Annotated in this window: 13 protein-coding genes and 1 pseudogene; 3 read left to right on the top strand and 11 right to left on the bottom strand. The window is 64.4% G+C overall.

All coding sequences use genetic code 11. The features are described 5' to 3' along the window. Positions 1–26: 26 nt before the first annotated feature. Positions 27–653 (top strand): FmdE family protein, encoded by a 627-nt coding sequence (locus VDP74_RS00470; RefSeq protein WP_322997641.1) that lies wholly within the window; start codon positions 27–29, stop codon positions 651–653. Here VDP74_RS00470 and VDP74_RS00475 read toward each other — a convergent pair. Further along, positions 613–2,160, bottom strand: coding sequence for a sensor domain-containing diguanylate cyclase (locus VDP74_RS00475; protein ID WP_322997642.1), 1,548 nt, complete (start codon positions 2,158–2,160; stop codon positions 613–615). The genes VDP74_RS00470 and VDP74_RS00475 overlap by 41 nt on opposite strands. 296 nt (positions 2,161–2,456) lie before the next feature. Here VDP74_RS00475 and VDP74_RS00480 point away from each other — a divergent pair, with 296 nt between their 5' ends. Together VDP74_RS00480 and VDP74_RS00485 are read left to right on the top strand one after the other, a co-directional pair. Beyond that, complete coding sequence (locus tag VDP74_RS00480) at positions 2,457–3,824, top strand: nucleobase:cation symporter-2 family protein (RefSeq protein WP_416232904.1); 1,368 nt, start codon at positions 2,457–2,459, stop codon at positions 3,822–3,824. A 65-nt stretch (positions 3,825–3,889) separates the two neighbouring features. Further along, positions 3,890–4,483, top strand: coding sequence for a phosphatase PAP2 family protein (locus tag VDP74_RS00485; RefSeq protein ID WP_322997643.1), 594 nt, complete (start codon positions 3,890–3,892; stop codon positions 4,481–4,483). 83 nt (positions 4,484–4,566) lie between these two features. Here VDP74_RS00485 and VDP74_RS00490 read toward each other — a convergent pair whose 3' ends face one another. The 10 genes and pseudogenes from VDP74_RS00490 to VDP74_RS00535 form a co-directional block, all read right to left on the bottom strand. Next, on the bottom strand, positions 4,567–4,791 hold the full coding sequence (locus tag VDP74_RS00490) for a DUF2783 domain-containing protein (protein WP_322997644.1): 225 nt from the start codon (positions 4,789–4,791) through the stop codon (positions 4,567–4,569). Positions 4,792–4,796: 5 nt separating this feature from the next. Beyond that, on the bottom strand, positions 4,797–6,464 hold the full coding sequence (locus VDP74_RS00495; RefSeq protein ID WP_322997645.1) for an FAD-dependent oxidoreductase: 1,668 nt from the start codon (positions 6,462–6,464) through the stop codon (positions 4,797–4,799). A gap of 57 nt (positions 6,465–6,521) precedes the next feature. Further along, positions 6,522–7,490, bottom strand: coding sequence for an MBL fold metallo-hydrolase (locus VDP74_RS00500; protein WP_322997646.1), 969 nt, complete (start codon positions 7,488–7,490; stop codon positions 6,522–6,524). 21 nt (positions 7,491–7,511) lie between these two features. After that, positions 7,512–8,213, bottom strand: coding sequence for an ABC transporter ATP-binding protein (locus VDP74_RS00505; protein WP_322997838.1), 702 nt, complete (start codon positions 8,211–8,213; stop codon positions 7,512–7,514). Positions 8,214–8,426: 213 nt separating this feature from the next. Next, positions 8,427–8,825 (bottom strand): annotated as a pseudogene (locus VDP74_RS00510) (hemerythrin domain-containing protein); the annotation flags it as partial. Positions 8,826–8,836: 11 nt separating this feature from the next. After that, positions 8,837–9,598: an ABC transporter ATP-binding protein gene (locus VDP74_RS00515; RefSeq protein ID WP_322997647.1), complete on the bottom strand. Its 762-nt coding sequence runs from the start codon at positions 9,596–9,598 to the stop codon at positions 8,837–8,839. 4 nt (positions 9,599–9,602) lie between these two features. Then, a complete protein-coding gene (locus VDP74_RS00520) occupies positions 9,603–10,535 on the bottom strand; it encodes a branched-chain amino acid ABC transporter permease (protein ID WP_322997648.1) in 933 nt (310 codons plus the stop codon). 2 nt (positions 10,536–10,537) lie between these two features. Beyond that, positions 10,538–11,413: a branched-chain amino acid ABC transporter permease gene (locus tag VDP74_RS00525; RefSeq protein WP_322997649.1), complete on the bottom strand. Its 876-nt coding sequence runs from the start codon at positions 11,411–11,413 to the stop codon at positions 10,538–10,540. Between the two features lie 326 nt (positions 11,414–11,739). Next, positions 11,740–12,723, bottom strand: a complete 984-nt coding sequence (gene paaX / locus VDP74_RS00530) for a phenylacetic acid degradation operon negative regulatory protein PaaX (RefSeq protein ID WP_322997650.1) — start codon at positions 12,721–12,723, stop codon at positions 11,740–11,742. A 4-nt stretch (positions 12,724–12,727) separates the two neighbouring features. Then, a complete protein-coding gene (locus VDP74_RS00535) occupies positions 12,728–13,765 on the bottom strand; it encodes a 2Fe-2S iron-sulfur cluster-binding protein (protein ID WP_322997651.1) in 1,038 nt (345 codons plus the stop codon). Positions 13,766–13,776 lie beyond the last annotated feature (11 nt).

Consider the following 13,776-nt stretch of genomic DNA (forward strand, 5'->3'; position numbering starts at 1 on the left):
TCACCGAAGGTTTCCGGAGTTCCATCATGACATTTCCCGCATTTTTCACCCAGGCACCGCGCATCGCGCTGCATGACCCCCTGGCCCAGTTGCTGGGCGCGTCCGACGACGGCCGGATCGAATACGGTTATGAGGACGCCGTGCGCCTGGCCGGCCATTCCTGCCCCACCGTGGCAGGCGCGTGGCTGATGACGGTCAAGGCGCTGCGAGCGCTGTATCCCGACTCGCTGCCCGAACGCGGCAACATCCTGGTGGAATTCGCCGACAGCGCCACCAACGGCGTCACCGGGGTGATCGCCAACGTCGTCAGCCTGGTCACGGGGTCGACGACGGATACGGGGTTCAAAGGTCTGGCCGGCCGCTACGATCGTCGCCAACTGCTGGCGTTCGACCAGGATCTGCCGGGGGAAATCGGTTTCACCCGCCGGGACACCGGAGCCAGCGTGGTCGTGTCCTACAGCGCCCAGGGTGTGCCACCCGCACCCGCTGCCATGCCGCTGCTGCAGAAAGTGCTGTCGGGCCAGGCAAACGACTCGCAGAAACAGGAATTCGCACAGATCTGGCAAGACCGCGTGCGTCGCATCCTGGAAGCCGCCGATCTGCCGGGGCTCATCACGATCCAGCCGCGTCGGACCGCTGCCCAGGCCCATTGACGCTGCTGCCGATCCCGGCATCTGCCGCAGAGCGACGACGCTCATGCGTCTGGTAGTAGGCGATCTTGTCGGCGTACATGGCCTGATCGGCCTCCTTCATGGCCAATTCCAGGTCGGCATGGTGCCGGCTGATGGCCAGGCCCGCTGAGACGCTCAGGGGTGTGCCGCTGTAGTACTGATTGTTCAGTTCCACCAGCGCGCGAATGTTGTCCAGCACCACCTGGGCGGCGGTTTCGTCCATGCCCGGCAGCAGCACCATGAACTCGTCGCCGCCGATCCTGGCGGCTTGGCCGGGCCGGTCGACGGCCTTGTTCAGGACCTCGCCGAAGCGGCGCAGCAGATCGTCGCCGGCAGCATGGCCGGATTCGTCGTTGGTGCGCTTCAGATTGTTCAGGTCCAGAGCGATGAAGGCCACTACCGGCGTGCGCTTGCGCGCCAGGCGCGCCAGCTCGTCGACGAAGAAGGAACGATTCTTCAGCTGCGTGAGCACGTCGTGCTGGCCCAGGTATTCAAGGTAGGCCTCGGCCTTCTTGCGTGCGGTAATGTCGGTGAGCGACACCAGCACCTGGGACCAGTCGTCTTCGCAGCCCTGGAACACGGACAACTGCAGATGGATATACAGCACGTCGCCTTGCAGCGTGCGGTTCTGGACCTCTTTCTGATGAAACAACCGGCCTTCCCAGAGATCGATCAACTGCTCGGCAAACGTCGTGCGGGTTTCATCGTGCAGCACGTCGCTCAGGCGCGCCAGCAGATCGGCTCGTGAAGATGCCTTGAACATCTTCAGGGTGTAGTCGTTGACGTCCAGCACCCGGATTTCCTGCAGGCAGCGGTCCACGAATTCCTGGTGCACGTCCAGGAACGTGCGGAAATCGCTGACGCCCAATCCGCGCAATTCATCGAACAGGCGCTTGATGGCGCTGAAATCCTCGACCCACAGGGACACCGGCGCCTGCTGGAAGAATTCCCGGGCATCGCGGGCGCTGTCCTGCGCCTGGCGCTTCAGGTTCTGCAGTTCGGTCACGTCTTCCATGGACACCAGGATCCGGTCCCAGGGCTGGCGCTCCTGCGGCAGCAGCACGCCCTTCAGTGACAGGTCCAGGCGCTTGCCCGACAGCGTGTAATTGACGGTCACCCCGTGGAATTCGGTCGCCCCGCGCCACAGCTGGTCCAGTTCTTCCAGGAAGCCGTCGTGCATGTCGTCGCGAAATACATCCCCCAGACGCGCCAGCAGCGCTTCCTGGGAATCGGCCTGGTACATGCGCAGGGTCTGGCGATTGACCCGCAGGACGCTCATCATGCCGGCGCATTCGGCCAGGCGGCTGCGATCCTGCAGCAGCCAGGGCCGGATGTCCTGGACACCGGCTTCGCGCAGGCGATGGAACAAGGCATGCAGCGCGCTGTAGTCTTCCAACCAGAACGCCATAGGCGAGGCTTCGAACAGGCCCGGCAAGTCGGGGCCGGACACCGAAGACTGCTGATCGTCGGGAAGAGCCTGGGTACTCATATCTTCGATTCCATCTGGAAATAAGCATATTGCCATCAACCGCACCATCGCAGGAGGCAAGGATTCGATCCAGCGAGATTAGCAGAAATACCGATGGACCCCGGCCAATATAAGAACATGACGATAGTGGATATGGGCTGCCGCGCGCCTCATCGTCCTTCCCGGCGTTCACAATAGACCCGAGTCGCAACCGCCGACCTGCTCGCTCTGGGCACATCAGAGGCACCCGTCAACGACCCCATCGCGCGTCACGATACCAGGGCCGATCCACGACGACCATCAGGATGGAGACTGCTTTGCACACCCCGACCCGCCCCCAATCCCAACGCCCGGAAGACGAACGCCTGGGCCTGCCCGCCAACATCCTGTACGGATTCCAGCACGTGCTGACCATGTACGGCGGCATCATCGCCGTGCCGCTGATCGTCGGCCAGGCCGCCGGCCTGGCGCCTGCCGAAATCGGCATCCTGATCGCTTCCTGCCTGTTCATGGGTGGACTGGCCACCCTGGTTCAGACCCTGGGAATTCCATTTTTCGGCTGCCAGCTGCCGTTGGTGCAGGGGGTGTCGTTCGCCAGCGTGGCCACGATCCTGGCCATCCTGACGTCCGGCGGCGACCTGCCGTCGGTCTTCGGGGCCGTCATGGCGGCCGCGCTGCTGGGCCTGCTGATCACGCCGGTATTCTCCCGGATCATCCGCTTCTTCCCGCCGCTGGTCACGGGCTCGGTCATCACCACCATCGGTCTGTCCCTGATGCCGGTGGCCGCACACTGGGCCATGGGCGGCAACGCCAAGGCGCCGGATTTTGGCAGCACCGCCAATATCGGCCTGGCTGCCGTCACGCTGGCGATCGTGCTGCTGCTCAGCAAGTTGGGCAATGCCACCGTCTCGCGCCTGTCCATCCTGCTGGCCATGGCGCTGGGCACGCTGATCGCCTGGGCGGCGGACATGACGGATTTCTCTCGCGTCGCCGACGGCCCGACCTTCGCCCTGCCCACGCTGTTTCACTTCGGCCTGCCGGAATTCCACCCGGCCGCAATCCTGTCCATGTTCATCGTGATTCTGGTGGTACTGGTGGAAACGTCTGCCGACATCCTGGCGGTGAGCGACATCATCAAGACCCCGATCAATTCCCGCCGCCTGGGCGACGGCCTGCGCGCCGACATGGTATCCAGCCTGATCGCACCGGCATTCGGATCCTTCACGCAAAGCGCCTTCGCTCAGAACGTCGGCCTGGTCGCCGTCACTGGCGTGAAGAGCCGCTTCGTCGTGGCCACCAGCGGAGTCATCCTGCTGGTCCTGGGACTGTTGCCGGTGATGGGCCGTCTGATCGCCACCGTGCCCGCCGCCGTGCTGGGCGGGGCCGGCCTGGTGCTGTTCGGCACAGTGGCCGCCAGCGGCATCCGCACCCTGGCCAAGGTCGACTACGAAGACGGCATGAACCTGATCATCGTCGCAACGTCGGTGGGCTTCGGCATGATCCCCATCGCCGCCCCGCAGTTCTACAACCACTTCCCCGATTGGGTGGCGACGATCTTCCATTCAGGCATCAGTTCCACCGCCATCATGGCGATCCTGCTGAACCTGCTGTTCAACCACCTGAAGCGCGGCAACCCGGATAGGCCCTCGGTCTTTGCCGCCGGCACCCGGCCATACAGCCGGTAACGCCGGCGCCCGGGACTCCGGTGTATGCTGCCGTACCTGCACACACGGTACGGTAGGACACCCACATGGACCACCTGAATCAGACCCTGTTTCTGTGGATCAACGCCACAGACCCTTCCGCCTTCAGCCTGACGCTGGGGGCATTCCTGGCCAACGTCCTGGTCTACGTGTTTCCGCTGTATGTAGTCCTGAACTGGCTGCGAACCGACACGGCGGGCCGGGATGCCCTGGTGCAGGCGGTTCTGACTGCCGTGGTGGCCATGTTCCTGTCCTGGCTGGTCGGCAAGCTCTGGTTCCATCCTCGGCCTTTTGTCGTAGGCATCGGACACCAGTACCTGCCCCACGCACCGACGGCATCATTCCCCAGCAACCACCTGAGCTTCATCTGGGCGCTGTGCGCCGGCCTGTGGGCCCATGGCGCACAGCGCCGGGCGGCCTGGGTGCTGGGGCTGCTGGGCCTGGCAGTGGCCTGGGCCCGCATCTACATGGGGATCCACTGGCCGCTGGACATGGCCGGCGCCCTGCTGAACGCCATCATCGCGGCGCTGCTGTGCCTGCCGCTGCGCCGGCAGGTGGTGCCGGGCCTGCGCGCGCTGATCGAGCTGCCCTACCGCTGGATCTTCGCCTGGCCGATCCGCAAAGGCTGGTTCCGGGCCTGATGCGCCATTCATCTTCGGTTCATGCGCCGACGGCCCTCTCGTCCGGATACCGGCGAGAGGGCCGTCGGCATCCCTGAAGACGGTCAGAGATCCTGGCGCGCGATCGCCATGGCCTCGCGCAGAATCGTCAGATCGCCGATATGGTTGGCCAACAACAGGATCAGGCGGGCATTGACCTGCACGCTCTGCTCGTCGCTGAGATCGTGATGCAGATTGATCAGTTCTTCATAAAAATCATCGCCGGGCGTGTAGGCGCGCGCGTAATGGCGTCCAGGTTCGCCGAAATTCAGGTTCAGGCTCAGTCCCATGGGGTTCACTCCTGGTTGCAGGTGGCGCGTGCCAGCGCCTGGCGGACCCGCTGGGTGTCCAGGACTCGCCAGCGGGCCACGATGTGCTGGTCGGGGCGAATCAGCCAGGCCGAGCCGGGTTGGGCGTCATAGCGTTCGGCGAAACGCCCGGTGTAATCCTCGAAGACCCTGAACCCATGCGGCGAACGCCCGCCCGATGGTGTCACGAGAACCACGTCCACCGGCAGCGGTCCGGACATCAGTGCCTGCAGGGCATCGACCTGGGATACGTCGCTCGGCTTGTCCACGTAGACCAATAGCTGGAAACGGTTGCCCAGCCGACCCAGCAACCAGAAATGATCGACCTGGGCTCTCAGGGGGCTGTCGTCACAGGGAGCCCCAGGCGCCATCTCGCCGGCAAAACCGGCCTCGTCGGGCGTGTTCAGGACGGAATCCCCCAGAATCGCCGGTACCGACAGGCGCCCCGAGTTCACCAGCGCCCGGGCAAACGGATAATGGCGCGCCAGGTCCAGCACGGCATTGCGGAATGCCAGCGATGTCTTGGTCTTGGGGGTGATGAAATCCGTCGATCGCGTGGAATTCAACAGGTTCTCGTCGGCCGCGAAGGTCCGTTCGTCGGAATAGGTATCCAGCAGACGGTCCGGAGCCTTGCCCTCCATGACCAGCCGCAGCTTCCAGATCAGGTTGTCCGTATCCTGGATGCCTGAATTGGCCCCGCGCGCGCCGAACGGCGAAACCTGGTGGGCTGCATCGCCGACGAACAGCACCCGCCCATGTCGGAACTTCGCCATGCGGCGGCACTGGAACGTGTAGACGCTGACCCATTCGAGTTCGAATTCGTGCTCTTCCCCCAGCATGGCCCTGATGCGCGGGATGACTTTTTCCGGGCGTTTCTCTTCTTCCGGGTCGGCATCCCAGCCGAGCTGGAAGTCGATACGCCAAACATTGTCCGCCTGGTGGTGCAGCAGCACCGACTGGCCGGGGTGAAAAGGCGGGTCGAACCAGAACCAGCGTTCGGCAGGAAAATCGGCCTTCATGACCACATCGGCGATCAGGAAGCGGTCCATGAAGACCTTGCCCTCGGCTTCCAGGCCCATCATGCGACGGATGGGACTGCGGGCACCGTCGGCCGCAATGAGCCAGTCGGCCTCGATCGCATAGGTGCCGTCCGGCGTCTCGACCTGAAGTGCGACACCGTCATCCAGCGCGCGCATGGACACGACTTTGTTGCGGAACCGCAGATCCAGGGACGGCAGGGACTGGGCCCGCTTCACCAGGTATTCTTCCAGGTAGTATTGCTGCAGATTGATCATGCCCGGCCGGTGATGATCCGACTGGGGCAGCAGGTTGAAGCTGTAGACCTCTTCGCTGCGAAAGAAAGTCCGCCCCACGTTCCAGCTGACGCCCTTGTCCACGCAGGGATCGGCCACTCCCAGGCGGTCCAGCACTTCCAGTGCCCGCTTGGCATAGCAGACGCCGCGCGACCCCACCGAGACGGTATCGTCATCGTCCAGCAGCAGCACGGGCACATCCTGCTGGGCGAGATCGATGGCGGCCGCCAGGCCGACCGGGCCGGCCCCCACGACCACCACCGGATGGCGCACGGCTGCGCCCGCCCCCAGTTCGCGCGGCGAACGGTATTCGAACTTCTGGTACTGATAAGTACTGAGCATGGTCATGTCTCCTCTGGGGCGGATCGCGATCTCGACGCCGCGATGTCCGCCGCCCGATCAGTGTTCTGCTTGCAGGCCATGCCACATTTCCTGGTCGCGTTCGGCCGTCCAGATGCGCGGGTGGCGGATGCCGCTGGCCTCGTCCATGGCGCGGACGACGTCGAAGGGCAGGCAATGCTCGTAGATGAAGACCTGGGCGAACTTCGGGTCCATGGCGCTGCGAATGTGCGCCATGGCCTGCTTCAGATCCATCCCGCGCGCGTGCGCCTCGCAGGCGGACGAATACAGTGTGGAGACGAAGTCCCGCGTGTAGGCCAGGCCGGCAGCGACCCGTTCCGGTGTTTCCAGCGCAGGCCCCCGGCCCGGCACCAGTTTTTCCGCCCCCAGGGCGGCCAGCGCGTCCAGGGTAGCCGGCCAATCGGCCAGCTGGGCGTCACCGGTATAGCAGGCCGCGTCATATTCAACCAGATCCCCGGAGAACAGGACTTTCTCGGAAGGCACCCACACCACGGTATCGCCCCGGGTATGGCCCGCGCCGGGATGAAAGACGCGGACTTCCAGATCTCGTCCCATCCACAGGCTGATGCCGTCCTGCAGGACCAGCGTCGGCCACGTCAGGCCCGGAATGGACTCGAAGGCCTGAAACAGGCGCGGGAAACGTTCATATTCGGACTGCATGTCCTGGGCGCCGCGCTCTACGATCATCTCGTAGGTGCCCTGGCTGGCAATGATCTCCTGCAGCCCCTCGGCGCGGTAGGCCGAGGCCCCCAGCACTCTGACGGCATGGTAATGCGACAGCACGGCGTACTTGATGGGCTTGGCGGTGACCTTGCGGATTTCCTCGATCAGCCGTCGCGCCATGACCGGGGTGGCCAGCGTGTCGCAAATCAGGACGGCCTCTTCGCCGATGACGACGCCGGTGTTCGGGTCGCCTTCGGCGGTATAGGACCAGCAGTGCTCGGACAGTCGGGAAAAAGTGGTCTTCTTTTCCTCCAGGTCGGCGATGGATGCGAATTGTTTGTTCATGATGGAATCCTCAGTGGTGTGTCACATGCCCAGGTACGCAGCGCGCACCTGCTCATTGCGGATCATGTCCTGTCCGGTGCCCGACAACACGATACGGCCGGTCTCCAGGACATAGGCTCGGTCGGCGATGCCCAACGCAGCAAAGGCGTTTTGCTCGACCAGCAGAATGGTGATGCCCTGGGCCTTGAGCGTGCGGATGACGTTGAAGACTTCTTCGACCAGCAGAGGAGCCAGGCCCATCGACGGCTCGTCGAGCAGCAGCAGGCGCGGCCGGCCCATCAGCGCCCTGCTGATGGCCAGCATCTGCTGCTGCCCCCCCGACAGCGTCCCGGCGGGCAGGCGCCGCTTTTCACGCAGGACCGGGAACATGGCATAGACGCGATCCAGGTCTTCATCCACCTGGGCGACGGGCCGCAGATAGGCGCCCAGGCGCAGATTGTCCTCGATCGACAGGGGGCCGAAGACCTGGCGGCCTTCGGGGCTGTGGCAGATGCCGGCCCGCACCCGCCGATCGGCCCGCACCCGGGACAGATCCTGCCCGGCGAAACGGATCCGGCCGGCGCTCATGGGCTGGATGCCGGACAAGGTGCGCAGGAACGTGGTCTTGCCCGCGCCGTTGGCCCCGACCAGGGCCACGAGCTCGCCCTTGAAGACCTCGAGATCGAGGCCCTTGAGCGCCTGGATGCGCCCGTAACAGGATTCGAGTTCCCGGACCTCGAGCAGCGGCTCGCGCGCCGCTGCGGCCAGATGCCGCAAACCGCCCGCCTGGCTGGCCCCCAGCCCGATCGTTTCCGGCGCGAGCGACACAATGCGGTGGTAGAGTTCGCGGTACTCGGCGCGGGCCTGCTCGCCGAACAGGGGATCGCGGTGATCAGAGAAGGCGGCCGCGATGCCCGCCCAATCCTCGGGCAGCAGTGCTTCCCGGGCCAGGGGAAAGACGCTCTTTTCTTCGGTCCGGATGTGCCGCTTCAACTGATCTGCGTAGCGACGCAAGCCGTCGATGAATTCAGGATGGTCCCCCAGGCGACCACCCTGCCCCAAGAAGCGGCGCAGGTCCTGCAGGCTGGCAGGCCCCTCGCGGTGTTCCTCTTCCAGAGCGTCCAGGATGGGGGTGGCCGATTCCGGCGCGCGCCGCCTCAGCGCCAGGAACAGATACTGGTCTTCCTTGGCGTGATGACAGCCGTCCATGAATTCCCGGATGTAGTCGAACAAGGCCAGGAAGAAACCTTCCTCGACGGGTTCGCCCGCCTGCAATTCATCGGCTACCCAATCCATGGCGGTGGCGATGCGCCAGAGGTTTCGATGTTCTTCCTGGATGATGTCCAATGCGTGCATGACTTCCCCGATCAGGCGTGGCCGCCCAGGTAGGCTGCGATCACGTCCGGATTGCTGCGGACTTCCGGCCCCGAGCCCTCTGCCAGCCTCTTGCCGTAATCCAGCACCAGGATCCGGTCCGACAGATTCATGACCATCTTCATGTCGTGTTCGACCAGCACGACCGTCACGCCCGTTTCGGCGATCCTGCGCACCAGGGCGTCGGCCTCCTGGGTTTCCTTGGGATTGAGGCCGGCGGCGGGTTCGTCCAGGAACAGCAGGCGAGGCTTCATGGCCAACGCCCGGGCGATCTCCAGGCGCTTGAGCGCACCGTACGGCATGCTGTCGGCCCGCGACCGGACGTAGTCCTGCAGACCGACGAACGCCATCAGGGCGGCGGCTTCCTCGCGCAGCGCCCGTTCGCCGCGCCGCAGGCCTGGCGTGCGCAACAGCGCCTTGAGCAGGCTGCCGTCCAGATGCAGATGGGCCCCGACCATGACGTTTTCCAGCGCGCTCATGTTCATCCAGACCTGCAGGTTCTGGAAGGTACGCGCCATGCCCCGTCGAGCCAACGCATAGGGGGTGCGGCCCTGGATTTCCTGGCCATCGAGGCGGACGGCACCGGCGGTGGGCCGGTAAATTCCGGTGATCAGGTTGAACAAGGTCGTCTTGCCCGCACCGTTTGGACCTATGACGGAATACACGATGCCTTCATCCACGGAAAAGCTGACGTCCTGGACCGCACGGACATTGCCGAACTGGATGGACAGGCGATCGACTTCAAGCAAGGCCATGATGTCAGTCCTCCTGGCGCAGGCGCGCCGCCAGCGTAGGCACCAGGCCGCGCGGCAGGAAGATCATGCACAGCATCAGGATCGCCCCGAAGACGACGACTTCCCAGCCCTCGAAGGTCACCAGGGCCTGTGGCAACGCCGTCAGCAGCACGGCCCCCAGGACGGAACCGAAGACCGATGCCATGCCGCCCACCACGACCATGGTGATCAGCTCGATCGAATGGAAGAAGTTCGCGATCTCCGGCGTCACGAAACCCACGTAATGCGCCAGGATGCTGCCCATGATGCTGGCCGCGACGGCCGACAGCACGAACACGATCGTCTTGTAGCGCGGTGCATCGATCCCCACGACCTGCGAGGCGATCTCGGACCCGTGCAGGCCCCGCAAGGCGCGGCCGAACGGCGAATCGATCAGGTTCAGCGCGCCCCAGACGCTCAGCAGCAACACGACCGCAATGACCCAATACCATTGGATGTCGCGCACCAGCTCGTAGCCGAACAATTCCATCGACTGGACCGGCATGCCGTCGGGCCCGCCGGTCCAGTCGGCTTCGTTGCGGATCACGATATTGATGATGATGCCCAGGCCCAGCGTGGCCATGGCCAGGTAATGCCCCTTGAGCCGCAGGATCGGCCGCGCAACCAACAGGGCCAGCAACCCGGTGCCTGCGGCGCCGGCCACCAGGGCCAGCAGCGGGTGCCAGCCGAAATGCGCCGGCAGCACTGCCGAGGCGTAAGCCCCCAACCCCACGAAACCGGCATGGCCCAGGCTGATCTGACCCGCGTAGCCGACCAGCAAGTTCAGGCTGAGGACGATCACGGCGTTGATGCACATGCGGATGATGATGTCCAGGTAATAGCTGTTGGGCACCAGGAAAGGCGCCGCCAGCAGCGCCAGAGCCAGGATGATCAGACCGATGAGGGCACGTCCGCGCATGGTCACACCCGCTCTGTGGAAAGACCGCCGAACAGGCCGCGCGGCATGAAGAACAGGATCAGCAGGATCAGCACAAAGGGAATGGCGTCCTTGTAGGCCGACGAGATGTAGCCTGCGCCCATTGCCTCGAGCACCCCGACCAGCAAGCCGCCGACCACGGCGCCCAGGCCACTGCCCAGACCGCCGACCACCGCCGCGACGAAGCCCTTCAAGCCCAGCATGATGCCCACGTCATAGGAGGTCAGCGTGATCGGCGTGATGAGAATGCCTCCCAGCGCCCCAAGGGCGGCCGCCAGGGCGAAGCTCATGAGCAGGACCCAGCCGGTGCTGATGCCCACCAGTTGCGCGGCGACCCGGTTGTAGGCCGTGGCCAGCATGGCCTTGCCCGCCAGCGTGCGGCTGAAGAAATACCAGAGCAGCGCCACCACCGCCGCCGTCACCCCGAACACCCAGAAGCTCTGGGGCTGCAGCGTCGCCCCCAGGAGCGACACGGGGGCGTGGTCGGAAAACGGCGGCAGGCTGTGGGCGCCCTTGCCCAGCCAGACCTGGACCAGGCCGCGCAGCACCAGCGAGGCGCCGATGGTGATGATGATCAGGGTGACCGTGTCGGCGTCCTTGACCGGTTCGATGGCGCACTTTTCGAGCAACACCCCGACCAGGGCCGGCAGCAGCACGGCCAGCGCGAAGGCGGGCGCCCAATGCAGGCCCGCCTGGGTGAAGAACACCGCCAGCATGCCGCCCAGCATGATGAATTCGCCCTGGGCGAAATTGATCACGTTGCTGGCGTTGTAGATCAGATTGAAGCCCAGCGCAGCCAGGGCGTAGGTCGCTCCGACGGTCAGGCCCGAGAACAGGAATTGCAGGAACTCCGCATGCACGGTATGTCTCCTCGCCAAGGTCCGTCCGGGACCACCGCCCCCATGTCGCGAGCGTCTTTTTCCAGACGTATTACAGAATTTATACTTTATGCATCTAATTCGGTATCGGTGAAAACATAAAGGACTTGCCGGCCGCGATCAAGAGGATCTGATGAACAACCGACACTTATCCGGGAAAACCATCAAGTGTTCCGGCTGGCTGGCTGATCGATTCATCGGCTCATCCTTTGAATCCCTTGCGTTCAAGTCAACACGAAAATCAGATTTTTTCTTATTTATTTGTATCGCAACAGCAAAATATGGACCGATCCCGGCAGGCAAACGCCTCAGAGCGAGATCGAGACCAGGGGATCGTCGGAGGGAAACCGCTCGAAGCCGCCATCCAGACGTTCCGGCACCGTGCCGTCGGCCAGCAGCATCTGAGTGTCCAGATGCCATTCGGATGGCTCGGCCAGGCGGCGGTATAGTTCGCGGCACACCATGCGCGCCGACTGCCCAGGCCAATCGGCCGGCAGCAGGACTTCCGGCAACTCGGGATCCCGCAACAACAGGCGGCGGTAATCGTGGATCATCAGCACCCTCAGCAGGAAGGCTTCTTCGGGTTCCAGGCGGACTTGACGGTCACGCCGCAAGTCGGCCAGGATCGGCAGGTAATCGGCCACGAAGGCGGCATAGGACTCGGCCAGGCGATCCAGGTTCCAGGCGCGGGCCACCAGATCGGAGTCGGACGCCGTCATGGCGATGCGCGCATCGGCCGCCAGCAAAGGCAGCAGGCAGCCCAGCATGTCGCCCAGGCCGTCCGCCTCCAGGGCATCGCAGGCGGCCTCCAGATGGGTTGAAGGGTGCACGAAGCAGTCGCTGCCCAGGCTGCCGAAGCCCTGCCACTGCAGGGCCTGCCGCAGGTGGTCCCGCTGCCGCGAGTCGAGTTCGCCCACAACCAGGATCAGGCGCCAGCGGCGATCCCAGATTGGCGCGTGCGAGGAATAGATATGGCGTGACGCTTCCTCGAAACGCAAACGTCCGGAGTCGGTCAGCACGTATTCCGCACGGCGCCCGTGCGTATCGGCGCGCAACCACTTTTCCTTGCCCAAGCGGAATACCGACGTGCGCACCAGACGTTCATTCAGACCCAGCGGCTCGAGCAGCCGGATCAGACTGCCCAGCCAGATACGCCCGCCACGCGGCAGCACCGCATCACCGAAGACGGACATGATCAGCGACCCCGCACGCACCCGTTGCTGTTGGCGGAAACGGTCAATGCGATGCTGGATGGCTGGAATCAAGGCGGTCCGCAGGCGGGGCCTGCCCATGGGTTCAGGGTTGGCGGCCCTCGGATCTGACATTCTGGATGGCGAAGAAACCTTCCTTGTGGATGAGTTCGTCCTGTGCGCCCAGAGCCTTGACCGCCACGACGCAGGCATCCACGAATTCCGGGCTGCCCGCGATGAAAATACTGTGCGCGGACAAGTCGGGATACAGGCCTGGCAGGATGGCGTCGATGTGCCCCTGGAGATAGCCGTCCCGCTGTTCGCGCGTGAGGGTTATTTTATAGTCGAAATTGCGATGCTTGGTACGCCACCAGGCCATCATGCCGCGACCATAGACGTCAGCCTCGGTGCGCGCCGAGAAAATCAGGTCGACTTTCTTGCGGTAGCCGCGTCGCAAAGCGGCTTCGGCCAGGTCCAGGATCGGGGCCAGACCCGTACCTGCCGCCAGGCACAGCACCGGCGTTTCGGCGGATGGATCCCCGATGAACGTGCCATAGGCGCCATTGATCTTGACGCTGTCGCCGACCTTCAGTTCGTCATGGATCCAGGCGCTGGTGACCCCGTCGTCCGCGCGCGCCACCTGCAGCGAGATCTCGCCATCGGGCCGGGGCGCATTGGCGATCGAATAGGCCCGCCGAGGGACGCCGGCACGCTCGTCGCCCACGGTGACATACTGGCCGGGCCAGTAGCGGATCGGCTGGCCCACCGGACGCAGGCGGACTTCCAGGGTGCGATTGGCGACCTCGCGACGCTCGATCAGGATGAACAGCGCGCCTTCCCGGGGCGGGAACAGCTTCGGCCGTGCATCGGCCGTGCCCCATTCGATCACCATTTCGTCGGAAATCGGCTTGGCCATGCACATCAGGCCATATCCCTGGCGGCGTTCCTCGGGCGACAGGGCCATGTCCAGCACCATGCCCTGGTCGTACTGCCCTTCCAGGACCCGGACTTTGCACTCTCCGCAGGCGCCGGCCCGGCAGTTGTTGGGGAGCGCATACCCGGCCTTCTCCAGGGCCATCAGGACCGTGTCGCTGTCCTTGCATTCCACGGATTTTCCGGAGGGCTGAATAACGATGCGTGACATGGGATTTCCTG

The sequence above is a fragment of the Castellaniella sp. genome (assembly GCF_034674885.1).
GTDB lineage: Bacteria > Pseudomonadota > Gammaproteobacteria > Burkholderiales > Burkholderiaceae_B > Castellaniella.